Consider the following 24,929-nt stretch of genomic DNA (forward strand, 5'->3'; position numbering starts at 1 on the left):
TTTGCAGGGCGGTTCAACAACCCGCCTATTCCGCCGGCGCGGGCAGCGGGCGCGGCTCGCGCCGTCGGCGCAGGCGGTCGATCAGCAGGTAGATCACGGGCGTGGTGTAGAGCGTCAGGATCTGCGACACGAACAGCCCGCCGATGATGGTGATGCCAAGAGGTCGGCGGAGCTCCGTGCCGGGCCCGGTCGCGACCACCAGTGGAATGCCGGCGAACAGCGCCGCCATCGTCGTCATCAGGATCGGCCGGAAGCGTGCCTGGCAGGCCTCGAAGATTGCCTCTGCCGAAGACAGGCCGCGCTGGCGCTCGGCATCGAGCGCGAAATCCACCATCATGATGCCGTTCTTCTTGACGATGCCGATCAACAGGATGATGCCGACGAAGGCGATCACCGTCAGCGGCGTGTTGGTGAGCTGCAAGGCCAGCAGCGCGCCCAGACCCGCCGAGGGCAGCGTCGAGATGATCGTCAGCGGATGGGCGAGGCTCTCATAGAGCACGCCGAGCACAATATACATCGCCACCAGCGCGCCGAGGATCAGGAGCGGCTGGCGGCCGCTGGTCTTGGCGAAATCGCCGGCATTGCCGTCAAAACTGCCGCGAATGCCCTCCGGCATGTGCAACTCCTCGACCGCGCGCTGGATGTTCTGCGTTGCGGCCTGGATCTGCACGTCCGGCAACAGATTGAACGACACGGTGGTCGATGGGAACGATTGCGAATGATAGACCGCGAGCGCGGCCAGCCCGCGCGTCGCATGCACCACGGCCGACAGCGGCACCTGCGCGTCGCCCGCGCCGGCGACATAGATGCGTTCGAGGTTGGACGGGTCGACCTGGAATTTCGGGTCGATCTCCAGCACGGTCATGTACTGGTTGCGCTGGGTGTAGATGATCCCGATCTGGCGCTGCGAGAAGGCGTTGTTGAGCGCGTTGTCGATATCCTGGACGCGGACGCCAAGCGCCGAGGCCTTCTGGCGGTCGATCGACAAGGTCAGTTGAAGCCCGCCGGGATCGCGGTCGCTGGAGATGTCGGTGATGCCCTCGACGCTCTCCATGCGCTTGGCCACGATCGGCGCCCACTTTTGGAGCAAACCGAGATCGGTGCTGGTCAACGTATATTGGTAGTCGGAATCGCTCTGCCGTCCGCCGGCGCGCACGTCCTGGGCGGCGAACATGAACAGCCGGATGCCGGGCACCGGGTATAACGCTCGCCTGAGACGGTCGATCACCACCTGGGTCGAGACGTGGTCGCGCTCCTCCGGCGGCTTCAGGCTGATGAACATGGTGCCGCGATTGGAGGTCGCACCGCCCGGCCCGCCGCCGCTGCCGACGGTGGAGCCGATGCCGGCCACGGCCGGATCCTGCATCACGATGTCGGCGAGCCGCTGCTGCAGGCTCAGCATCGACTGAAACGAGATGTCGGCCGAGGCGCGCGTCGCCCCGATAACGAAGCCGGAATCGTCGGTCGGGAAATAGCCCTTGGGGATCTTGATGTAGAGCGTCACCGTCAACGCGATAGTGGCGAAGAACACCAGCAGCGTCAGCAGCGGATATTCCAGCACGGTGCGCAAGGTGCGGGTGTAGAAAGCGACGATGCGCGACAACGAGCCCTCGATGATCCGGTCGAACAGGGTCGCCGTGCCGGACGTAGTCTGCCGGATGTAGTGCGCGCAGATCATCGGCGTCACCGTGAGCGACACCAGCGTCGAGACCAGGATGGCGAAGGTCAGCGTCAGCGAGAACTCGCGCAGCAGCCGGCCGACGATGCCGTCCATGAAGATCAGCGGCGTGAACGCCGCGATCAGCGACAGGCTGATCGACACCACGGTGAAGCCGATCTGCCGGGCGCCGTCCAATGCCGCCTGGAGCGGCCGCATGCCGTGCTCGAGGTTGCGGTACATGTTCTCGATCATGACGATGGCGTCATCGACCACGAAGCCGACGGAGATCGCCAGCGCCATCAGCGACAGATTGTCGATCGAGAAGCCGGCGACCCACATGCCGGCGCAGGTCCCGGCCAGCGCCAGCGGCACGGAGATTCCGGCCGCGATCGTCGGCGTGAGCCGCCGCAGGAATACGAACACGACGACCATTACGAGAATGGCCGTCGCGAACAAGGTCCACTGCATGTCGAGCACGCTGGCGCGAATCGTGCTGGTGCGGTCGACCAAGGTGGAGATATCGACGCCGGCCGGAATCCACTGCTTCAGCGCGGGGATCAACGCCTTCACCCGGTCGACGGTGTCGATGACATTGGCATCGCCCTGCTTGGTGATCTGGATCAGCACCGCCGGCTGCTTGTTGAACCAGGCGATGGAACGGGCGTTGCGGACGGAGTCCTCGATGTCGGCGACGTCGGCCAGCCGGACGAAATTGCCGTTCGAGCTCTTGATGACGATGTCGCGGAACGCTTTCGCGGTCCGCATCTGCCTGTTGAGCGACAGCGTTTCACTCTGGCGCTCGCCGTTGAAGATGCCGACCGGACCGAGCGGGTTGGCGTTGATGATCGCAGTCCGCACGTCGTCGGTGGCGATGCCGGCGTTCGACAGCGCAACGGGATTGAGCTGCACCCGCACCGCCGGCTGATCGGCGCCGGACACCGTGACGTCGCCGACGCCCGGCACCTGCGAGATGCGCTGCGCCAAAACCGTATCGGCGACGTCGTAGATTGCGCTTGCGGACAGCGTCTTCGAGGTCAGCGCCAGCACGAACACGGGAGCGCCGGCAGTGTTGGCCTTGCGGAAGCGCGGCAGCGTCGGCAAATCGCTGGGCAGGTCGACCAGCGACGCGTTGATCGCCGCCTGCACGTCACGTGCGGCCTTGTCGATGTTGCGGCCGATGTCGAACTGGAGCTGGATGTTGGTCGTGCCGAGCGACGAGGTGGAGGTGATCTGGTTGATGCCCGCAATCTCGCCGAGCCGCCGCTCCAATGGCGAGGCGACCGTCGCGGCCATCACGGACGGGTCGGCGCCGGGACGGCTGGCGGAAACGAAGATGGCGGGGAAATCGACGTTCGGAACCGAGGCGACCGGGAGGAACTCGTAGGCCACGATACCCAGCAGGAACAACCCGATCGACAGCAGCGTGGTCGCGACCGGGCGGCGGATGAAGGGCTCCGAGATCGATGCCATCACTGCATCCCCTCGGTCGCGCCCGCGACGGGCGGCCCGCCGGACTCCGCCGGCGGCAGCGCGTGCTCGAGGCGGCGGTTGATGCGGTCGAGTGCGAGATAGATCACCGGCGTGGTGTAGAGCGTGAGCAATTGGCTGAGCAGCAGGCCGCCGATGATGGAGATGCCGAGCGGAAAGCGCAGCTCGGCGCCGGTGCCGCTCTCGATCGCCAGCGGCAGCGCTCCGAACAGCGCGGCCAGCGTCGTCATCATGATCGGGCGGAAGCGCAAGAGGCAGGCCTGCACGATCGCCTCATGCGCCGGCATCCCCTGCCCGCGCTCGGCCTCGAGCGCGAAATCGATCATCATGATCGCGTTCTTCTTGACGATGCCCATCAACAGGATGATGCCGATCAACCCGATCACCGAGAGATCCTGCCCGCACAGCATCAGCGCCAGGATCGCGCCGACGCCGGCCGAGGGCAGCGTCGAGAGGATCGTGATCGGGTGGATGTAGCTCTCATAGAGCACGCCGAGCACGATGTAGATCGTGATGACGGCGGCGAGCAGCAGCCAGGGCTGGCCCGCCAACGCCTTGGCGAATTCGGCGGCGTCGCCGGCATAGACGCCGACGATGCTGTTGGGCATCTCGATCCGGGTCTCGATGGTCTTCACGGCCTCGACAGCGTCGCCCAGCGCCGCGCCCGGGGCGAGATTGAAGCTGAGCGAGATCGACGGGAATTGCGCCTGGTGCGAAATCGCGAGCGGCGCGGTGGTGCGGGTCAGCGTCGCCACGGCGGAGAGCGGCACCTGTGCGTTGGGCGCGCCGGCAGTCGCGCTCGCCGCGCCCGGCAGATAGAGCTTCGACAGGATCGAGGGATCGCGCTGGTACATCGGCAGCGCTTCCAGCACCACGCGGTACTGGTTGGCCTGGCCGTAGATGGTCGAGATTTGCCGCTGCGCGAAGGCGTCGTTGAGCGTGTCGGTGATGCCCTGGAGGCTGACGCCGAGCTGGCCGGCGCGGGTGCGATCGACCGTGAGCTGCGCCCGCAGACCGCCTTCCTGCGCCTCCGAGGAGACGTCGCGGAACAGCGGATCGCGCCGCATCTCGGCAACCAGCTTGCGCGCCCATTCCGACACCAGGGCAGCGTCGGTGCCGGTCAGCGTGTACTGGTATTGCGAGCGGCTCGACTGGGTCGAGATCTGCACGTCCTGCACCGGCTGGAAATAGACGGTCATGCCGGGGATGGCGGCCACTCGCTCCTTCAGCCGGGTGATGACCACGCTGACATCATCGCGCCGCTCGCCGCGAGGTTTCAGCGTCATGACAAGACGGCCGACATTGGTGGTCGGATTGACCGAACCAGCACCGATCACCGAGACCACGCCTGTTACATCGGGGTCGGCCTTGATGGCGTCGGCCGCCGCGGCTTGCCGCTTCTGCATCTCCGCGAACGACACGTCCGGACCGGCTTCCGTCACCGCCGTGATCGAGGCAGTGTCCTGCAGCGGCAGGAAGCCCTTTGGCGCGACGACATAGAGCGCCAGGGTCGCAATCAGCGTGGCGAAGGTCACGACCAGCGTCGCGCGCTGGCGCTCCAGCACCCAGAGCAGCGTGCGGTGATAGAATTCGACGGTGCGGTCGATGAAGCGGCTGACCGCGGCAAGACCCGGCACTGCCAGCTCTTCATGGGCATGCTTCAGCAGGCGCGAGCACATCATCGGCGTCAGCGTCAGCGAGACGACGGCCGAAGTCACGACCGCGATCGTCAGCGTCAGCGCGAATTCGCGGAACATGCGGCCCACAAGGCCCGACATGAACAGCAGCGGGATGAACACCGCGATCAGCGACACCGTCAGCGAGATCACGGTGAAGCCGATCTCGCTGGCGCCCTTTAGCGAAGCCTCCATCGCGCTATCGCCGTTTTCCATGTGGCGGACGATGTTCTCGATCATGACGATGGCGTCGTCGACGACGAAGCCGGTGCCGATGGTGAGCGCCATCAGCGATAGATTGTCGAGGCTGAAGCCGGCGAAATACATGATGCCGAAGCTGGTGATCAGCGACAGCGGCAGCGCCACGCCGGCGATCAGCGTGGCCCGCAGCGAACGCAGGAACAGCAGCACCACCAGCGTCACCAGCACGACGCTCAGGATCAGCGTGAACTGCACGTCGCGGACCGAGGCACGGATGGTGACGGTGCGGTCGGAGACGATGGTGAGGTTCACGCCGGCCGGAATAGCGCGTTGAACCTTTGGGATTTCCGCGCGGATCTGGCTGACGACGTCGATCACATTGGCGCCCGGCTGACGCTGGATGTCGATGATGACGGCGGGCGAGCCCTGGTACCAGCCGCCGGTGCGGTCGTTCTCGAGCCCATCGACGATCTGCGCCACGTCGGCGATGGTGACGGGGGAGCCGTTGCGGTAGGCGATGATGACGGGCTTGTAGGCGTCGGCGGCGGCGATCTGGTCGTTGGCGGCGATGATGTAGGATTGCTGCGCGCCGTCGAGCGAGCCTTTCGGCCCGGAGACGTTGGCATTGGCGATCGCGGTGCGCAGGTCTTCCATGGCGATGCCATAGGCGGCCAGCCGCGCGAGATCCGCCTGGATGCGGACGGCTGGCTTCAGTCCGCCGAGCACAGAGACGCGCCCGACGCCGGAAATCTGGCTCAGCCGCTGCGCCAGAAGCGTGTCGGCGATGTCGCTCATCGCCCGCAACGAGATCGTGTCGGAGCGTAGCGCCAACGTCATCACCGGCGCATCGGCCGGGTTCACCTTGGCGTAGGTCGGCGGATAAGGCAGCGTCTTGGGCAGCACGCCGGCCGCAGCGTTTATCGCGGCCTGGACGTCCTGGGTCGCGCCGTCGATGTCGCGGTTGAGATCAAACTGGAGCGAGATCTGGCTGACGCCGAACGAGCTCGTCGAGTTCATCGCCGACAGCGACGGGATCTGGCCGAGTTGCCGCTCCAGCGGCGCGGTGATCAGCGAGGCGATCACGTCGGGGCTCGCACCGGGCAATTGCGTCGTCACCTGCACGGTCGGGAAATCGACCTGCGGCAGCGCGGACACCGGCAGCGCGAAATAGCCGAGCAGCCCGCCAATCAGAAGCGCGATGCCGAGCAACGAGGTCGCGATCGGCCGTCGGATGAAGGGTTCGGAGACGCCCATGGGATGCGCCTGCCGCTCAGGCGGCTGTTGTCGGGATCATGGCTGCTTGGCTCCACTTCCCGATGCACCTGGACTTGACGGAGGCCCTGGTGCCGGTCCGGTCTGGCCTTTCTGGTCGCCTTCGCTACTCTTGCGCTTGGCGCGGAACTCGCCGTCCTTGTCTTGTCCGTCCTTCTGGCCGTCTTTTGCGCCGTCCTTCTTCTGACCATCCGGCCCGCGCGAGCGCTTGCGCGGCGCCAGATCGGCCGACGGGGTCTGGTCGTCGCGCCCGATGACCACCTTGGAGCCATCGGACAGATTGGCAAAGCCGGTGGTGACGACCTTGTCGGTCGGCGACAGGCCGCTGGCGATCACGGCGTCATGCTCGTTCTGCTGCGTCACCGTCACCGGCTTGGCCGCAACCACGTTATCCTCGCCGATGACATAGCTGAAGGTGCCGATCGGTCCGCGCTGCACGGCCGAGGTCGGCACCACCAGCGCCTGCGTCAAGGTCTCGACCTTGAGACGGACATTGACGAACTGGCCGGGCCAGAGCTGGTAATTGGCGTTGGGGAATTCGGCCTTGAGCCTGAGCGTTCCCGTGGTCTGGTCGACCTGGTTGTCGATGCCGGTGAGCTTGCCGGTGTCGATCACGGTGAGGCCGTCATTGCCGAACACGTCGACCGCGAGCGCGCCCTTCGCCGCCGCGGCGTTGACCCGCATGATCTGCTGCTGCGGCAGGCTGAACCACACCGCGATCGGCTGCAATTGCGTGATCACCACGAGGCCGGTGGTGTCGGAGGCGTGGATGATGTTGCCTTGGTCGACCTGGCGCAGGCCGGCGCGGCCCGAGATCGGCGCCACGATCTTGGTGTAGCTCAGCGTCGCCGCCGCATTGTCGATCGCGGCCTGATCGGCCTTCACCAGCGCCTCCGTCTGCGCGACCAGCGCGCGCTGGGTGTCGGCCTGCTGCTTGGATCCGGCATTGGAGGCAGCTAACTGCTCGTAGCGCGTGAGGTCGATACGCTGGTTGGCGAGCTGGGCCTGGTCCTGGGCCTTCTTCGCGACGGCCTGATCGTACGTCGCCTGATAGAGCGCCGGGTCGATCTCGCCGACCACATCGCCTTTCTTGACGTCCTGTCCCTCGGTGAAATTCACCGCGATCAGCTTGCCGTCGACCTGTGAGCGAACGGTCACGGTGTTGAGTGCGCGGATCGCACCGACGCCGTCGAGATAAACGGGAACGTCCTGGATGCGCGGCGTCGCCGCCAGCACCGGGACCGGGAGATCGGGTCGTTGATTGCGACCGTTCGCCTGCTGCGGCTGCTGATGCCAAGTGGTCCAGCCGTAGTAGCCGAGCCCGCCGAGGATCGCCAGCGTGATCAGGGTCATGATGAAGCCGCGCCCGCGCGACTTCTTCGCCGTTCCCTCCTTCGCGCCTTGCTTCGTATCCGGCTTAAAGAGCATTGACCGGTTTCTCCATCCTCGGCTCCCAGCCGCCGCCGAGCGCCTGATACAGGCTGACGATAGCAAGAAGGCGGGCAAGTTGCGCCTGCGACAGCGCGTCTTCCGCCTGGAACAGGGTCAGTTGCGTGTTGAGCACGGTGACGATGTCGGCGGTGCCGGCGCGCAATTGCTGTTCGGAGAGATCGAATGCGCGGCGGGAGGCGTTGAGGACGTCACGCTGCAATTGCAGCCTGATCGTGGTTTGCTTGATCGAGAACAGCGCGTTATCAACGTCGGCAAAGGATTGAATGATGGTCTTGCGGTAGGTCTGCAGCAGTTCGTCCTGCCGCGCCTTGGCAAACTCGAAATTGCCGAGGATCTTGCCGCCGTCGAAGATCGGCTGCGTCGCGCTGCCAACCAGCTGGAAGAACGCCGCATGCGGCTGAAACAGCGAGACCAGGGCGGAGCTCTGATAGCCGCCATTGCCGGTCAGCTGGATCGTCGGAAAGAACTGCGCGCGGGCATTGCCGACATTCGCCGTCGCCGAGGCGAGCTGCGCCTCCTGCCGACGAATGTCGGGGCGCTGGGTCAAGAGCTCGGACGGCAGACCGGGTGTCACGCGGGGTATAGCGATCCGGTTCAGCGAGCCGCCGAGCACGCGCACGCTCTCCGGCGGCCGCGACACCAGGACTGCAAGCGCATTGACGTTCTGGTCGAGCGTCTGGCGCAGCGGCGGCACCAGTGCCTTCTGGTTTGCGAGCACGCTCTCCTGCTGGGCGACGTCGAGATCGGTACCGGTGCCGGCCTTGCGCCGTTCCCTGACGGCATCGAGGATGCGCTGTGCGCTCGCGATGTTGCGCTGTGAGGTTCTGATGCGATCCTGTGAGGCCAGCACCTGGAAATAGGCGTTGGCGACGCCTGCAAGCGTCGTCAGCGCAACGACGTCGCGATCGAAGCGGTTGGCATTTGCCGTCTCTTCCGCCGTTTGCAGGGCGTCCCGGTTCTGGCCCCAGAAATCGAGCTGGTAGCTTGCGCTCAGCGAAGCCTGGTAGTTGACGACCTCACGGCCGCCATTGGTGAGCCCCGAGGCGGAGGAGCCGGAGGTGCGCGAATAGGCCTCCTGCCCGGTGCCGGAAAGGCTCGGCAGCAGCGCCGCACCCGCCTGCCGCGCCTGCGCGTCAGCCTCGACGATGCGCGACACGGCGGCGGCAATGTCGAGGTTGACGGTCTGCGCCTCCTCCATCAGCTGTGTCAGCTCCGACGAGCGGAAGCTGCGCCACCAATCCAGCGACGGCGGGGCATCCGCCTTGCCCGCGTATTTGTACTGCGTGGGAACGTCGAGCGCGGGATCAGGTAGATCCTGCGTCAACACGCAAGCGCCCGAGCCGGCGGCAAGGCAAACGACCGCAAGCCAGCGCGCCGCACGTTGCGTCCGGGACGTGGCGCCTGGGGAACGCCGCACAGCGATCGCAGGAACATCCTGTGTCACACATACCCCCCGCCGGGCAGATCGAGCCGCCACCGCGCAGCTGGAGTAACCGATTCGCGGCGGCACAGTCGGGGGGCTTTGGACAACTCGTTCACAAGGTGTGGCTTTCTACGGAACCGGACACCCATACTAGCCGGGTGCGGAACAGCGGGACAGTCCCGCAGTTGCGAGATGGTCGCCAAAGTGCGACGATCCCGCGGCGAACAAATTGCAAAAAGTCTCTGTCCTGCAGTACTTTCTCGAATCCCGAAGCCGTTCCGGAGCGCATTCAAGCTTACCAACATTTCATGTGATATTGCCGCCACACCAACTTCAGTGGCTTTAATTCGTCCGTAGCGCTCGCAATCCGGCTTCAGAGCTGGTCGCGAAGCCGTCCGAGCCGGTCCACGAGGTTGTTTACCGTCGAAAATAAACAGGCATTCGTCGTGCCGATATGTCTGCCGGCTTCTGCAGGCTATCCACGCGCGTCGTTATCGACGCGTCCCGCCCAAAGGCGATGAATTGTCGCGAGTGCGCTGACGACGGCCGTAATCTTCCATGTTTTGGCAGAGTCCGACCCGATCTTCCTCTGTTGTCGGCGCCGCGTAGCCCAGCATCATCGGCCATCGTCCCTCGCAAGAATTTCACTGCTTCGACGGGCACTTCCGCCGGTTTCGCCGCAGCGCAAAAGCCTTCCCCTTTGGCCTCCCAAGCACTAGGTTCTGGCCAACCTGATCAACCCCTTTGCCAGTGATTTGCCCAGACATGACCATCAACAACGACGTTGTCGAAGCCATCGGCAACACCCCGCTGATCAAGCTTAAGCGCGCTTCCGAACTGACCGGCTGCACCATCCTGGGCAAGGCCGAGTTCATGAATCCCGGCCAGTCGGTGAAGGATCGCGCCGGCAAATGGATGATCCTGGAGGCCGAGAAGCGCGGCGAGCTCAAGCCCGGCGGTCTCGTCGTGGAATCGACCGCCGGCAATACCGGCATCGGCCTTGCGGTCGTGGCCAGCGCGCGCGGTTACCGCACGCTGATCGTGATCCCGGAGACGCAGAGCCAGGAGAAGAAGGATTTCCTGAAGCTGTGCGGCGCCGAGCTGCTGGAATCACCGGCACTGCCCTATTCCAATCCGAACAACTACCAGCATGTCGGCCGCCGTCTTGCTGACGAGCTGCGCAAGACCGAGCCGAACGGCGTGCTGTTCGCCGACCAGTGGAACAACCTCGACAATGCGAAGGCGCATTACGAGTCCACAGGTCCCGAGATCTGGGAGCAGACCGGCGGCAAGATCGACGGTTTCGTCTGCTCGGTCGGCAGCGGCGGCACGCTCGCCGGCACCAGCCGCTTCCTGAAAGAGAAGAGCAAAGATGTCAGGATCGCCTGCGCCGACCCGCACGGCGCCGGCATGTATGAATATTTCAGAACGGGCGATGCCAAGGCGACGCCGGGCGGCTCGATCACCGAGGGCATCGGCCTCAACCGCGCGACCGCAATCGTCGAGAGCGCAAAGGTCGATGACGCTTATCTCATTCCCGATGCGGAAGCAGTTACGGTGATCTACGAACTGCTCCAGCACGAAGGCTTGTGCCTCGGCGGCTCGACCGGCATCAACGTTGCCGGCGCGATGCGTCTCGCGAAACAGCTCGGGCCCGGCAAGACGATCGTCACCGTGCTCTGCGATTCTGGCAGCCGTTACCAGTCGAAGCTGTTCAACGCCGACTTCATGCGCGCCAAGAGCCTTCCTGTGCCTGAATGGCTGGAGAAGCGCAGCAACATCAAGCTGCCGTTCGTCTAGCCCCAAGTCGGCCGCGACGATCCCTGCGACACCCGCGCGAGGCGCTCGTTCGATAGCGAAGGCTTGTTCGCGCGCGTGCGCGGCGGGAGGGGAGCGCCGTAGGAGCCTTCGCTGTCGCCGCTCGGCCAGAACATGAGCGCGAACATCAGCGCGAGGTTGACGAGCGCGCCGATCGCCGTTGCCTGGTGCTCCTGCCCAATTGCCCAGGCCGGAAACCGGCCCGCGACGACATGGTCGACGATCATGAGCGCGAACCAGGCAGGCACCACGCAGACCGGATCCCAGCCGATGTCGCGGATGCGCATCGATTGCAGCGTGACGGTCGCAACTCCGAAGAACACGATTGCGACCATCATCGCCCAGCTCTTGGTGAGGTCTTCGGGTCGGATCGCGCCGGGCGAGGTGTTGTTCAGCACGGCCATTGCGATTGCAAAGCAGATCGCCGTCATCACGATCGCAAGCGCGACCGTCGCGAGGAAGAAATGCAATCGCCCGAGCCGGGCGTTCAAGCCGAAGACGAAACCGAGCATTAGCGCACCCTTTTTGGCGCCACATGCCCAGAGATAGCTTTCGGAGCCATGAACCTGCACGGTCGCGCAGCGCCGCATGGTTTCCGGAGGACTAAGGTGGCCGGCGCGATTCGAGGCTTCGCTCCACCCGGCACGGTCAGGCGCCCTCGCCGCCTTCCGAGGCCGCAGCACAATAGTTGCGCCAGAACTGGCGGTAAGCCGCCTCGACCTCGCGCGTGTAGATTTCGACGTTGCCGGCGGGGGACGCTGCGATCCGGGCCGGCAAGTCCGCGCGCAGCTTCGCCAGATGCGCCGGCTGTGCCGCATATTTGGATGCGATCGCGGCATAGCCCTCGTCATTATCGGCGACCCAGTCATCGAGACCGACCGCAGCCACGATCGACCCGCCGGCGCGCGACGATGCACCGTTGCCGAGCTTGGCTACGACCGGCACGCCCGCATAGAGCGATTCCCAGGTGCTGACGCCGCCGTTTTGCGGGAACGTGTCGAGCGATATGTCGACGTTCGCAAACGCCCGCAAGTGCTCGTGGCGCGGCGACGAGCCCAGGCAGGTGACATTCTCCTCGGCAATTCCCTGTGCCACGAACCGCGCGACCAAATTGTCGCGCAGCATGGGATCGTCGAGCAGGGTATGCTTGATGATGATCTTCGAACCCGTCACCTCGCGCATCACTTTCGACCACACCCGGATGGCCTCGTCCGAGATCTTGTAGATGCGGTTGAACACGCCGAAGGTGACATAACCATTGCGGAGCATGGGCGGCTCCGATGCAGGTAGATCCAAAATGGGGTCGATCGTGATCAGGCACGGCAGGTCGTAAACCTTTTCAGCCAGCAGATGGCGCGCCGATTGCGGAATGAAGACCGGATCCGCGAGCACGTAGTCCATGGTCTGAAGGCCCGTGCCCGTGGCGTGACCAAACCCCGAGACCTGGATCGGGGCCGGCTTGCGGGCGAAGACATGGAGCCTGTTGCCGGTCGTGTGCCCGGACACGTCGATCAGGATATCGACCTTGTCAGCCTGAATGCGATCGGCCAGTTCGTCGTCCGACATCTGCCAGGCGTCGACCCAGACGTCCGCCGAGGATCTGAATGCGGCGGTGATCTCATCTCTTACCGGCGAGCACGAATAGCAGACGATCTCGAACCTGGCGTGGTCATGGTGGCGCAGCACTGGCAACAGAGCGAACGCCGCCGAGTGATGCCAAAATTCGGCAGCAACATAGCCGACCACGATCCGCTTGTCGGGATCAAGCTGCCGGGGGGCAAGAATCCTTCGCGGCAACTTCGAGCCGATCGCGTCCCACCACTGCTTTCGTGCGGCCTGCTGAACCGCGAAATCGGCGTCGGAAAGATAGTCGAGAAAGAAGATCTTCCGGCCGATCAAGGACGCATCCGGTACAATGGCCAGCGCCGCATCGAGTAGCTCGATCGCCGACGCGATTTCGCCCTGGTTGGCAAAACAAGCGCTCAGCAGCGCCATCGCGATTGCGGAGCGTGGATATTCCTCAAGCAACGTGGTGCACGCCAGAATCGCTTGCGCCGTGTTTCCCATGGCAAGCGCGACTTGTGCCTTCCCCTGCAGGGCCACCTCGAGCTTGGGCGCAAGCGCAAGGGCCGCATCAAAGTCCGCCGCCGCCTGTTCCAGGCTCGACGCCTCAAGATTGAGCCGTCCACGATTCGCCAGGATCTTCGCCGAACCCGGCCTGATCGCGAGCGCCGCCTCCAGCGCGCCCTTGGCCTCGTCAAAGTTTTTGAGCTCGATATTGACTAAACCTTTGCCGACGAGCGCCTCCACGTTTCGCGGCTGAAACAACAGTGCGCGCTCGAAGCTCTGTTTGGCGCGATCAAGCTGGCGCAGCGCAAGCTCTGCCAGGCCGCGATTGCAGAGCGCATCGGCATGATCGGGCTTCAGCCCGATCGCGCGATCGTACGATTCGATAGCCTGCTCGACGCGGTTGAGATGCAACAGGGTATTGCCGAGGTTGGCCAAGGCCATGGGGAAGCTCGGCTTCAACGCGATGGCCCGCTCCAGGGATGTACGCGCGTCCTCATATTCCCCAAGTGCGAAATGCGTGGCTCCCAAATCGGAAAAAGCCTGTGCCGAGCGTGGGTCGACCGTTACGGCATATTTGAAGGCCTGTTTCGCTGCCTCGAAGTGTCGGCTCGCGAATGCGCCCAAGCCAAGCAGGTGCAAGGCGCCGAAATGCTCCGGAAGTTCATTGAGGATCTGGCGGCAGAGTGCCTCGGTCTCCGCATACCGGCCCTGGCCATAGGCCGTATTCGCGGTCGAAATGATCGCGTCCGCCTGCTTCTTCAATTTCTTCTGCAACCGCGCGTTCTGGAACGCGCGCGCGCCGGCGCCGCTGCTCTGCAAGGATTCTCTCCGGAGGATGCCCGGGAGGATTCTAGCTGATTCGCGGCCAAGGCCGTCTGGTTTAGGCGGCCCGGCAATCTCCGGAAGATGCCGGTGCTCAACGCAGGCCTCGCCTACGCAACGCCGCCGTCACTCGAGGCGGCGGCACAATAGTCGCGCCAGAACTTTCGGTAACCCACCTCGAGCTCGCGCGTGTAGGTCTCGACATTGCCCGCGGGCGAAACCGCGATCCGAGCCGGCAAATCCGCGCGCAATCTCGCCAGATACTCGGGCTGTGACGCAAATTTGCGGGCGATCTCGACATAGCCATCGTCATCTTCCGCGACCCAGTCGCCGAGCCCGACGGCGGTCACGATGGAGGCGCCAGCACGCGAGGAGGCACCGTTGCCGAGCTTGGCAACGACGGGAACGCCCTTGTAGAGAGATTCCCAGGTGCTGATGCCGCCATTTTGCGGGAACGTGTCGAAGGAAATATCGACTTGGGCGAAAGCCGCCAGATGGTCGTCGCGCGAGGTGGTGCCGAGGCAGGTGAGGCTCTCTTCGACAACACCCTGCGCCAGGAAACGCGCGATCAGGCTATCGCGCAGCAGCGGATCATCGAGCAGACCATGCTTGAGGATGATCTTCGATCCCGGCAGCTCCCGCATGATGCGCGACCAAACACGGATCGCATCATCCGAGATTTTGTAAATGCGGTTGAACACACCGAAAGTGACGTAGCCGTTGCGGAGCATCGGCAGCTCTGAGGGCTGCAGATCCGAGACTGGTTCAATCGTGATCAGGCACGGCAGATCGTGGATTTTCTCGGCAAACAGATGCCGAACCGACGGCGGAATGAAAATGGGATCCGCGAGCACGTAGTCCATGGTCGGCATGCCCGTGCCTGTCGCGTGTCCGAAGCCAGTGGCCTGGATCGGGGCCGGCTTCCGAGCGAAAGTCAGCAGCCTGTTTCCGGTCGTGTGCCCCGAAACGTCGATCAGGATGTCGACATTGTCCGCCTGGATACGATCGGCAAGCTCGTCATCCGAAAGCCCCCAGGCTTCGACCCAGACGTCCGCCAACGATTTGAACATGGCGGTGTACTCGTCCCCGCCCGGCCAAGAATAGTAGCAGATGATTTCGAATTTGGTGTGATCGTGATGGCGCAGCACCGGCAGCAGCGTGAGCCCCGCGGAGTGCTGCCGGAATTCGGCAGCGACATAGCCGACCACGATCCGCTTCTCCGGATCCAGCGGCCGCTTCGGCAGCTCCCTTCGCGGCTGTTTGGAGCCGATCTGGTCCCACCAGGATTTTCGCACCGCCTGCTGGACCACGAAATCGGCCTCGGCGCGGTAGTCCTCCAGGAAGATCTTTCCTCTGATCGCATCCCCATAATCCGGCCGGAGCGCCAGCGCACGATCGAGATATTCGATCGCGGCGTCCATGTCCCCCTGGTTCGAATACGAGAAGCCCATCAGCGCCAGCCCCATCTCGGAGCGCGGATTTTGCTCGATCAGGGCCGCTGCGGCCGCCATCGCTTGCGCGGTCTTTCCCATGACGAGGCAGGTCTGGGCCTTGCCGCGCAGCGCCAGCTCGAGCTTGGGCGAGATCGCAAGCGCCGCCTCGAAATCCGCAAGCGCGGGCTCCAGGCGCTGCAACTCGAAACTGAGCCGCCCGCGTTGGGCCACGATCCTCGGCGAGCCGGGTTTGATCGCGAGCGCCATGGCAAACTTGGCGGCCGCCTCGTCGTGATGCCGCAGCTCCATGCTGACCATGCCGCTGCCGACGATGGCCTCGGCGTGACGGGGCTGAAACAGCAGGGCGCGATCGAAGCTTTCCTTGGCGCGCATGATCTGTCCAAGCACAATTTCGACCATGCCGCGATTGCAGCATGCATCGGCATAATCCGGCTTGATCTTGATGGCGCGCTCATGCAGCTCCAGCGCCTGTTCGTACTGCCCCAGATGCATCAGCGTGTTGCCGAGGTTGGTCAGCGCGACCGCAAAATTCGGCTTTAGCGCGATGGCCCTCTCCTGGCACCGCCGCGCCTCCTCGTAATTGCCGAGGTCGAAATGCACGGTGGCGAGGTTGTTGTGGGCATCATGCAGTCGCGGATCGAGTGCAATCACGCGCTCGAGCAGCTGTTGCGCCTCCTCCAGGCGGCGACCGTCATGCGCGCACATGCCGAGCAGGTGCATCGCGTCGACATGATCGGGCAGCGCCTTCAGGATATCCCGGCAGAGTGCTTCGGTCTCGGCATATCGACCCCGGCCATAGGCGCTAGCCGCGGCGGAGAGGACGGCGTCGGCCTGCTTCATCAATTTCTTCTGCAATCGCGCGTTCTGAAATGCCCGCGCGCCGGCGCCGCTGGTCTGCAAGGTGTCTCTCCGAGGGATAGCCCGGCGAGAGTCTAACTGATTCGCAGGCCTGGCCGGCCGGTCAGCCGGCGCGGTGATACCCCGGGATTTCCCGGGGCTCAGCGGCCCGGCGCCGCTGGCCTCCTACGCACGTCGCCGCCCTTCGAAGCCGCGGCGCAATAGTCGCGCCAGAACTGGCGATAAGCCGCTTCGACCTCGCGCGTGTAGATTTCGACGTTGCCGGCGGGGGACGCTGCGATCCGGGCCGGCAAGTCCGCGCGCAGCTTCGCCAGATGCGCCGGCTGTGCCGCATATTTGGATGCGATCGCGGCATAGCCCTCGTCATTATCGGCGACCCAGTCATCGAGACCGACCGCAGCCACGATCGACCCGCCGGCGCGCGACGATGCACCGTTGCCGAGCTTGGCTACGACCGGCACGCCCGCATAGAGCGATTCCCAGGTGCTGACGCCGCCGTTTTGCGGGAACGTGTCGAGCGATATGTCGACGTTCGCAAACGCCCGCAAGTGCTCGTGGCGCGGCGACGAGCCCAGGCAGGTGACATTCTCCTCGGCAATTCCCTGTGCCACGAACCGCGCGACCAAATTGTCGCGCAGCATGGGATCGTCGAGCAGGGTATGCTTGATGATGATCTTCGAACCCGTCACCTCGCGCATCACTTTCGACCACACCCGGATGGCCTCGTCCGAGATCTTGTAGATGCGGTTGAATACGCCGAAGGTCACATGGCCGTTGCGGAGCATGGGAAGCTCCGAGGGCGGCACATCCAGGATGGGATCGATCGTGATCAGGCACGGCAGGTCGTAAACCTTTTCAGCCAGCAGATGTCGCGCCGATTGCGGAATGAAGATGGGATCGGCGAGCACATGGTCCATGGTCTGAAGGCCCGTACCAGTGGCGTGACCAAACCCCGTGACCTGGATCGGGGCCGGCTTGCGGGCGAAGACATGGAGCCTGTTGCCGGTCGAATGCCCGGACACGTCGATCAGTATATCGATCCCGTCGGCCTGAATGCGATCGGCCAGCTCGTCGTCCGAAAGCTGCCAGGCATCGACCCAGACGTCCGCCATGGACCTGAATTCGTCGGTTATCTCATCTCGTAATGGCGAGCACGAATAGCAGACGATCTCGAACCTGGCATGATCATGATGGCGCAGTACCGGTAACAGAGCGAATGCTGCGGAGTGGTTCCTGAATTCGGAAGCGACGTATCCGATCAATATCCGCTTGTCCCCATCGAGCTTGCGGGACGACAACGCGCTTTGCGGCAATCTGGCGCCGATCGCGTCCCACCACTGCTTTCGTGCGGCCTGCTGAACCGCAAAATCGGCGTCGGGGAGATAGTCCAGAAAGAAGATCTTGCGCCCGATCAAGTCCGCATAATCAGGCGCGATTGCCAGCCCCGCGTCGAGATGTTCGAGCGCAGTCGCGATGTCTCCCTGGCTCGCATAGCAGGAAGCCAGAAGCGCAATTCCGATGTCGGACCGCGGATTTTCCTCGAGCAACGTCTTGACCGCCGCAATCGCCCCGGCCGTGTTGCCCCTGACAAGGTTGACTTGCGCCTTTCCCTGCAAGGCCACTTCGAGCCTTGGCGAAAGCTCCAGCGCCCCATCAAAGTCCGCGAGCGCCTGCTCCAGCCGCGACAGATCGAGATTGAGCCGTCCGCGCTGCGCCAGAATCTTCGGCGAATCCGGCTTGATCGCGAGCCCTGCCGCGATGGCTGCGGCCGCCTCTCCGTAGTGCCGGAGCTCGATGCATACCATGCCCTTGCCCGCGATCGCTTCCGCGTGGCGCGGCTGAAAAGCGAGGGCGCGATCGAAACTCCCCTTGGCGCGCTGGAAGTGACCTTCGATCAGCTCCGCCATGCCCCGATTGCAAAATGCATCGGCATAGTCCGGCTTCAGCCTGATAGCGCGTTCGTGCAGCTCGATAGCCTGCTCGGCGAGGCCCATGTGCAGCAGCGTATTGCCGAGATTGGTCAAGGCGATTGGAGAATTCGGCTTCAGCGCAATCGCCTTCTCCTGGCATGCGCGAGCGTCCTGAAACTTCTGGAGGGTGAAATACACTGCTCCGAGATTACCATGGGCATCGGGCGAACGCGGATCGAGCGCCGTCGCGCGCTCGAGCAGTTGTTGCGCCTCGTCGAGCCGCCCGCCATCATACGCGCGCAGGCCGAGCAGGTGAGCGGCGTCGAAATGATCCGGAACCTCCGTCAAAATCCGGCGGCAGAGTGTCTCGACCTCCGCGTATCGGCCCTGCCCGAGTGCCTGAACCGCGGCGGACATAAGCGCGTCCGCCTGCTTCTTCAATTTCTTTTGTAATCGCGCGTTCTGGAATGCGCGCGCGCCGGCGCTGCTCTGCAAAGTCTCTCTCCGGAGGATGGCCCGAAAAGAGGCTGGCCGATTCGCATGGTGCCAAGCTGGCGGATCGGCTGGACCCGCGACGCCACCGGATTGCAGGCGCTCAGCGCAGGATCTGGCTCAGGAACAGTTTTGTGCGGGCGTGCTGCGGGGCCGCGAAGAACTCTTTGGGCGTGTTGGCTTCGATGATCTGGCCCGCGTCCATGAACACCACGCGGTTGGCGACCTCGCGGGCAAAGCCCATCTCGTGGGTAACGACCAGCATGGTCATGCCCTCCTCGGCAAGGTCCACCATGGTGTCCAGCACCTCCTTGACCATTTCGGGGTCGAGCGCCGAGGTCGGCTCGTCGAACAGCATCACCTTCGGGTTCATCGTCAGCGCGCGGGCGATCGCGACGCGCTGCTGCTGACCGCCGGACATCTGTCCCGGAAATTTGTTGGCCTGGTGCGGGATCTTGACCCGCTCCAGAAACTTCATTGCCGCTGCCTCGGCGTCCTTCTTGGGGATGTTGCGCACCCAGATCGGCGCCAACGTGCAATTGTCCAGCACAGAGAGGTGCGGAAACAGGTTGAAGCTCTGGAACACCATGCCGACTTCGCGCCGCACCGCGTCGACGTGCTTCAGGTTCGGCCCGAGCTCGATGCCATCAACGACGATCTCGCCTTCCTGAAACTCCTCGAGCGCGTTGATACAGCGGATCAGCGTCGACTTGCCGGAGCCGGAGGGGCCGCAGATCACGATGCGCTCGCCCTTCTCGACCGCAAGGTCGATGTCGCGCAGCACGTGAAACTCGCCGTACCATTTGTTCAGGCCGGATATCTTGACGATGGGGTCGGACATGGTGACCTCGATCAGTTGCGGCGGTGAGCGTTGAGGCGGTGCTCGACGAAGAGCGAGTAGCGCGACATTCCAAAGCAGAAGATGAAGTAGATGATCCCGGCGAAGGCGAACCCGGTGAACGCGGTCGACGGCGACGACCATTTAGGATCCGAGAACGACGCCCGCAGCGAGCCCAAGAGATCAAACAGCGCCACGATCGAGACCAGCGATGTGTCCTTGAACAGCGAGATGAAGCTGTTGACGAGGTTCGGAATGACGTGGCGCAGCGCCTGCGGCAGAACGATCAGCGAGGTCGTCTTCCACCAGGACAGCCCCAATGCCGCGGCCGCCTCGCCCTGCCCGCGCGGGATGGCGGCCAGCCCGCCGCGGACGTTCTCGGCCTGATAGGCGCCGGTGAACAGCGAAATTCCAATCAGCGCACGCACCAACCCGTCGACCGTGAAATTGCCCGGGAGAAACAGCGGCAGCATGTAAGTGGCGAAGAACAGGACGGTGATCAGCGGCACGCCGCGCCAGAACTCGATGAAGGCTATCGAGAAGATCCGGATCAGCGGAATGGTCGAGCGGCGGCCAAGCGCCAGCGCAATGCCGATCGGCAGCGAGGTGACAATGCCGGTAACAGAGACCACCAGCGTCACCAGAAGCCCGCCCCACAGGTTGGTCTGCACGATCGGCAGTCCGCCGTGATCGAGCCCCATCAGCTTGATCACGATTGCGATGGCGACGAAGGTGGCGATGCTGGACGTCAGGGCCCGCCCCCCGGTGCGGAGGCCGCCGCCGAGAACGAAGGCGATCAGGGAGACGATCGCGGCGGTGATGGCGAAATCGGCCCAGATCGACTGGCCTGTCCCGTGCAGCTGATCTCGCAGCCAGGTCAGCGGAAAGATCAGCCAGTAGATCAGGTTACCCACGAGCACGATGACATTGCCGACGACCCACAACACCGGTGCGGCAGAGGACGTCTTGCCGAGACTGAGCAGAGCCTGCCCGGCGCCGATGATGCTGTCGTCGAATAATTGCAGCAGGTCAGCGGTCCAGCTCAGGCCAAATCCCTTGATGCCGCCGCCATGCAGCAGAAAGAATGCAACCACTGGAAACGCAAAAAAGAACAGGCCTGCGTTCAATCCTTTCGAGGGCAGCCGCGGAATGAGCAACGGCACCAACAGAACCACTGACAGGACGAGCGTGAGGTCGACCCGCCAGCGTTCGGCTTCGGGGTAGAAGCCGTAGATCAGTTGCGGCAGCTTGGCCTGGATGTAGGGCCAGCAGGCACCGACCGCAAAGCCGGCGTTCTCGGCGAGGCAGGCGGTGCGATCCTTGCCGGTCCAGACTGCGTCGACCATCAGGAATTTGACGGAAGGAATGACGGTGAACCACAGCAGCAAGGCGCCGACCATCGTGAGCAGGATGTTGGTCGGCGAGTTGAACAGGCGCGTCCGTACCAGGCCGACGAAGCCCGTGGTCTTCACCGGCGCGGGACGCTCATCCAGAAGATCCTGGCGGACGAAACTGGACGAGCTGATATCGCTCATGCGCCGAGACTCCGGCTGATGCGCCAACCGTAGACGCTCATGACGGCGCTGGTGATCAGCGAGATCAGGAGATAGACGCCCATCGTCATGGCGATGATCTCGATGGCCTGCCCGGTCTGACTCAGCGACGTGCCGGCGAACACGGAGACGAGGTCGGGATAGCCGATCGCGACGGCCAGCGACGAATTCTTGGTGAGGTTGAGGTACTGGTTGGTCAGCGGCGGAACGATGACGCGCATCGCCTGCGGCACGACGACCAAGCGCAGCGTAGTGCCGCGGCTCAGGCCCAGCGACGATCCCGCCTCCATCTGTCCGCTGTGGACGGAGAGGATGCCCGCGCGCACGATCTCGGCGATGAAGGCGGCCGTATAGGTCGACAAGGCCAACGTGAGCGCCACGAACTCCGGGATGATGCGCGAGCCGCCGGCGAAATTGAAGCCCTTGAGCTGCGGCAGCTCGAAGGTGAAGGGCAGACCCGCTACCAGCATGGTGACGAGCGGCAGTCCGAACAGCAGCCCCAGCACATAGGGCCAGATCCGGATCACCTGACCGCGCTGGAACAGCGCCCGGCGCGCATGGATGCGCAGCGCCACCGAAGCCACGATGCCGAGCGCCAGCACCACAAGAAACGCCTCGAATCCGCTCTCGCCGATCGGGCGGGGAATGACGAGACCGCGATTGCTGACGAAAGCGATGCCGAGCAGCGAAATGCTTTGTCGTGGATTGGGCAAGGCCGCGAGCACCGCCAGGTACCAGAACAGGATCTGAAACAGCACCGGCAGGTTGCGGATGATCTCGACATAGATTTCGCCAATGCGCGCGAGCAGCCAGTTGGGCGACAGCCGGCACAGCGCGACAATGAAGCCGATCACGGTGGCGAACACGATGCCCACCACCGAGACCACGAGCGTGTTGAGGAGCCCGACCAGGAATACGCGCAGGAACGTGTCTGAGCCGGTATACGAGATCAGCGTCTGATTGACGTCGAAACCGGCGTTGTTCGCGAGGAAGCCGAAGCCGGCCGCAATGTGCTGGTTCTCGAGGTTGGCGCGGGCGTTGGAGACGATTTCATAGGCAATCCAGCCCAGGACCGCAGCGAAGGCAAACTGGACGGCGATGCCGTTCCAGCCTGTCTTGCCTCCCAGCACGCGCCTGATCTTCAGCGCGATCTGGGGCGGGGGTTTGCGAGCCTCGATGCTCATCGCCGCGAGCGCGGATCAGGCGGGGTCAGCGGATCGGCGGCGCGTACTGGAGACCGCCCTTGTTCCAGAGATTGTTGAGACCCCGACTGATACCAAGCGGCGAGCCTGCGCCGACGTTGCGGTCGAACACCTCGCCGTAATTGCCGACGGCCTTCACGATGCGCACCACCCAGTCCTTGCTCAGGCCGAGCTGTTCACCGAAATTGCCGTCGGTACCGAGGACGCGCTTCAACTCCGGATTTTCCTGTTTCGTCTTCTCGTCGACGTTCTTCGCGGTCACGCCGAGCTCTTCGGCGGTGATCATGGCAAACAGCGTCCATTTCACGATGTCGAACCATTGGTCGTCGCCGTGGCGCACCATTGGTCCGAGCGGCTCCTTCGAGATGATTTCCGGCAGCACCATGTGATCGCCGGGATTGGCAAGCTTCAGGCGGTTGGCGTACAGGCCCGACTGGTCGGTGGTGAAGACGTCGCAGCGCCCGGCCTCGTAGGCCTTGACCGTTTCGTCGTTGGTGCCGAACGCGATCACCTCGTACTTCATGTTGTTGGCCTTGAAGTAGTCGGCGAGATTCTGCTCGGTGGTGGTGCCGGTCTGGACGCAGACCGAGGCGCTGTTGAGCTCGAGCGCCGAGTTCACCTTGAGCGACTTCTTCACCATGAAACCTTGCCCGTCATAATAAGTCACGCCGGTGAAGTTGGCGCCGAGCGAGGTATCGCGCGAGATGGTCCAGGTGGTGTTGCGCGACAGCACGTCGACTTCGCCGGATTGCAGCGCCGTGAAGCGGTCCTTGGCGGAGAGCGGCACGTATTTGACCTTGGTCGGATCGTTGAAGATCGCCCCGGCGATCGCGCGGCAGACGTCGACGTCAAGCCCGGTCCAGTTGCCCTTGTCGTCCGGCGAGGAGAAGCCGGGCAGACCCTGACTGACACCGCAGGACAGCATGCCCCGGTCCTTGACGGTCTTGAGCGTTTGCGCATGGGCGGCTTGGGCAGTCAGGCCGGCGGCGAGAGCGAGAGTGAGAGCCAGGGTTACGCGTTTCATGGGCTTTGGGCCTTTCAAAGTCGTCTCAAGGTCAGGAACGTTGTCTTTGCGATCGTCTCTGCCAGGGCTAGCCGTATCAAGACCAGCCCTGCAAGAGTCATGCTGGAAAACCTTGCCGATCACCCGCCGATCCCGGGAGGCCTTGCCTTAATCCTCGCCGAAAGGCGCCCGCCGTTATGGCTGTGGCGCTAGGTCCGGTCAGGCGATGGATCGAAGGTCGCGGCAGGCCCCTCAACATGCGGCGACTGAATAGCACCTGCGATAACAGAACGACTGGCGTGCCGGGTCAAGGGGTTGACGGGACTCTTCTGTGTTCTGTTATTAACGACAGCGGCCTTTCGGCCAGCCCGCGGGCGCAGCGCGCCTCGTGGAAACGCGCTTTTGAAAGCAGACGCATGGATTCCTCACACCCCTCCGAGCAGCACGCCGAGACCCGACTGGTCACCTCCGGCCGCGACACCAAGGCGCAGAAGGGGTTCGTCAACCCGCCCGTCTTCCACGGCTCGACCGTGCTCTATCCGACCGCCGAGGACCTGCACGCCCATCGCGGCGAGTTCCAGTACGGCCGGCACGGCACGCCGACGACCCGTGCGTTCCAGGAGACCCTGATGGCGCTGGAGGGGCCGCAATGCGCCGGCGTCGGCATCGTGCCGTCGGGGCTGTCGGCGATCTCGACCACCCTGCTCTCGGTGCTGAAGGCCGGCGACCACATCCTGGTCTGCGACAACGTCTATCGGCCCTCGCGCAATTTCTGCAACGGCATGCTCACCCGCTACGGCGTCGAGACCACCTACTTCGATCCGATGATCGGCGCCGGCATCGACAAGCTGTTCAGGCCCAACACATGCGCCGTTCTGGTCGAGGCGCCCGGCTCGCAGTCGTTCGAGATGCTGGACATCCGCGCCATCGCCGAGGTCGCGCATGGGCGCGGCGCGCTCGTCATCGACGACAACACCTGGGCCACGCCGCTCTATCACCGCTCGCTCGAACAGGGCGTCGACATCAGCATGCAGGCCGCCACCAAATATATCGGCGGCCATTCCGACATCATGTTCGGCACCATCTCGGCTAATGCCAAGGCCTGGCCGCAGATCGCCGAAGGCATCCGCCTGCTCGGCGTTTGCGCCGGTCCCGATGACGTGTTCCTGGCACTGCGCGGCCTGCGCACGCTATCGGTGCGGCTGGCGCAGCATCATCGCTCCGGGCTCGACATGGCGCACTGGCTTGCGAGCCGTCCCGAGGTCGCGCGCGTGCTGCATCCGGCGCTCGAGACCGATCCGGGCCATGCGATCTGGAAGCGCGACTTCACGGGCGCGTCGGGCCTGTTCAGCATCGTCCTGAAGCCGGCGCCGCAGAAGGCGGTCGACACCATGCTCGATACGCTCAAACTGTTCGGCATGGGTTTCTCCTGGGGCGGCTTCGAGAGCCTGGTGATTCCCTTCGATTGCGACGCCTATCGCACTGCGACCAAGTGGGCGCCGGGCGGCCCCACGCTGCGTCTGCATATCGGGCTCGAAAGCGTCGACGACCTCAAGGCCGACCTCGATCGCGGCTTCGCTGCCCTCAAGGCAGCAATGTGAGCCTGCTCACAAGGCATCGCGCCGCGGGACGCGCCAACGCGCGCCGGGGGAACGTGCAGAACCCGCAAACGTTAACGCCGACGCGCCAACAAATGGTTTGAACCTCAAGCATTTGGCGCTAGCCTCACCAATCGAC

14 protein-coding genes are annotated in these 24,929 nt (G+C 64.0%); 2 read left to right on the forward strand and 12 right to left on the reverse strand.

The features are described from left to right. Positions 1 to 25 precede the first annotated feature (25 nt). The 4 genes from IVA75_RS21220 to IVA75_RS21235 are packed head-to-tail and all read right to left on the reverse strand — an operon-like array spanning position 26 to position 9,166. Complete coding sequence (locus tag IVA75_RS21220; protein ID WP_247286104.1) at positions 26 to 3,130, reverse strand: efflux RND transporter permease subunit; 3,105 nt, start codon at positions 3,128 to 3,130, stop codon at positions 26 to 28. Next, positions 3,130 to 6,279: an efflux RND transporter permease subunit gene (locus IVA75_RS21225; RefSeq protein WP_247286105.1), complete on the reverse strand. Its 3,150-nt coding sequence runs from the start codon at positions 6,277 to 6,279 to the stop codon at positions 3,130 to 3,132. The genes IVA75_RS21220 and IVA75_RS21225 overlap by 1 nt, the downstream gene beginning before the upstream one ends. Before the next feature lie 36 nt (positions 6,280 to 6,315). Further along, positions 6,316 to 7,725, reverse strand: coding sequence for an efflux RND transporter periplasmic adaptor subunit (locus IVA75_RS21230; protein WP_247286106.1), 1,410 nt, complete (start codon positions 7,723 to 7,725; stop codon positions 6,316 to 6,318). Further along, the gene (locus tag IVA75_RS21235) at positions 7,715 to 9,166 is read right to left on the reverse strand and encodes an efflux transporter outer membrane subunit (RefSeq protein WP_247286750.1); all 1,452 of its coding nucleotides are present in this window, start codon (positions 9,164 to 9,166) and stop codon (positions 7,715 to 7,717) included. The genes IVA75_RS21230 and IVA75_RS21235 overlap by 11 nt, the downstream gene beginning before the upstream one ends. A 771-nt stretch (positions 9,167 to 9,937) precedes the next feature. Between IVA75_RS21235 and IVA75_RS21240 the strand changes: the two genes are divergently transcribed. Then, the gene (locus tag IVA75_RS21240) at positions 9,938 to 10,972 is read left to right on the forward strand and encodes a cysteine synthase A (protein WP_027566889.1); all 1,035 of its coding nucleotides are present in this window, start codon (positions 9,938 to 9,940) and stop codon (positions 10,970 to 10,972) included. Here the strand turns inward: IVA75_RS21240 and IVA75_RS21245 are convergent. The 8 genes from IVA75_RS21245 to IVA75_RS21280 all read right to left on the reverse strand — a co-directional run bounded on the left by IVA75_RS21245 (position 10,969) and on the right by IVA75_RS21280 (position 23,213). After that, a complete protein-coding gene (locus IVA75_RS21245) occupies positions 10,969 to 11,502 on the reverse strand; it encodes a DUF805 domain-containing protein (protein ID WP_247286108.1) in 534 nt (177 codons plus the stop codon). The two genes, IVA75_RS21240 and IVA75_RS21245, sit on opposite strands and share 4 nt — an antisense overlap. A gap of 136 nt (positions 11,503 to 11,638) precedes the next feature. Next, on the reverse strand, positions 11,639 to 13,879 hold the full coding sequence (locus tag IVA75_RS21250; protein ID WP_247286110.1) for a glycosyltransferase family 41 protein: 2,241 nt from the start codon (positions 13,877 to 13,879) through the stop codon (positions 11,639 to 11,641). 113 nt (positions 13,880 to 13,992) lie between these two features. Continuing rightward, positions 13,993 to 16,236 (reverse strand): glycosyltransferase family 41 protein, encoded by a 2,244-nt coding sequence (locus IVA75_RS21255; protein ID WP_247286112.1) that lies wholly within the window; start codon positions 16,234 to 16,236, stop codon positions 13,993 to 13,995. Between the two features lie 98 nt (positions 16,237 to 16,334). After that, positions 16,335 to 18,599, reverse strand: coding sequence for a tetratricopeptide repeat protein (locus tag IVA75_RS21260; protein ID WP_247286114.1), 2,265 nt, complete (start codon positions 18,597 to 18,599; stop codon positions 16,335 to 16,337). A 100-nt stretch (positions 18,600 to 18,699) separates the two neighbouring features. After that, positions 18,700 to 19,437, reverse strand: coding sequence for an amino acid ABC transporter ATP-binding protein (locus IVA75_RS21265; protein ID WP_247286117.1), 738 nt, complete (start codon positions 19,435 to 19,437; stop codon positions 18,700 to 18,702). A gap of 11 nt (positions 19,438 to 19,448) precedes the next feature. Next, positions 19,449 to 20,969, reverse strand: a complete 1,521-nt coding sequence (locus IVA75_RS21270; RefSeq protein WP_247286119.1) for an amino acid ABC transporter permease — start codon at positions 20,967 to 20,969, stop codon at positions 19,449 to 19,451. Continuing rightward, the gene (locus IVA75_RS21275; protein ID WP_247286121.1) at positions 20,966 to 22,171 is read right to left on the reverse strand and encodes an ABC transporter permease subunit; all 1,206 of its coding nucleotides are present in this window, start codon (positions 22,169 to 22,171) and stop codon (positions 20,966 to 20,968) included. The genes IVA75_RS21270 and IVA75_RS21275 overlap by 4 nt, the downstream gene beginning before the upstream one ends. A gap of 25 nt (positions 22,172 to 22,196) precedes the next feature. Further along, positions 22,197 to 23,213 (reverse strand): amino acid ABC transporter substrate-binding protein, encoded by a 1,017-nt coding sequence (locus IVA75_RS21280; protein ID WP_027569961.1) that lies wholly within the window; start codon positions 23,211 to 23,213, stop codon positions 22,197 to 22,199. Positions 23,214 to 23,608: 395 nt separating this feature from the next. On the opposite strand from IVA75_RS21280, the gene metC reads away from it, so the two are divergent. After that, positions 23,609 to 24,793, forward strand: coding sequence for a cystathionine beta-lyase (gene metC / locus IVA75_RS21285; protein WP_247286124.1), 1,185 nt, complete (start codon positions 23,609 to 23,611; stop codon positions 24,791 to 24,793). The last annotated feature ends 136 nt before the right edge of the window (positions 24,794 to 24,929 follow it).

Source organism: Bradyrhizobium sp. 134 (genome assembly GCF_023074155.1).
In the GTDB taxonomy this organism is placed as follows: domain Bacteria; phylum Pseudomonadota; class Alphaproteobacteria; order Rhizobiales; family Xanthobacteraceae; genus Bradyrhizobium.